Source organism: Rhodoferax sp. UBA5149, from assembly GCF_002413825.1.
Classification (GTDB): Bacteria; Pseudomonadota; Gammaproteobacteria; order Burkholderiales; family Burkholderiaceae_C; genus Rhodoferax.
This window is the reverse complement of sequence record NZ_DHXT01000126.1, coordinates 16,906-17,153: the sequence shown is the minus strand read 5'-3', so window position 1 is coordinate 17,153 and position 248 is coordinate 16,906. Positions and strand designations below refer to the sequence as shown.

Below are 248 nucleotides of genomic sequence, written 5' to 3'. Positions count from 1 at the left end.
AACTCGGCCACGATCCCCAGCACTTTCGCCAATCGACCCGAGTCCGCCACCTCGACCGTGAAGGTCATCCAGGCCGTGCCTTTCACCGACTGGGTCTGCACCCCGATCACATTCATTTTTTCCTTGGCAAAGACTTCAGAAATATCGCGCAGCAGCCCCTGCCGGTCAGCCGCTTCCACCGCCACGTCCACCGGGTAGACGGCGGCGCTTGCCGCCTGGGGTTGGCCCCATTCCACCTCGATCACACG

General features: G+C 62.5%; 1 protein-coding gene. It reads right to left on the bottom strand.

All coding sequences use genetic code 11. The features are described 5' to 3' along the window. Positions 1-248: ACT domain-containing protein (locus B3V69_RS11160; RefSeq protein WP_296446540.1), on the bottom strand; the 248-nt coding region annotated here is incomplete at both ends.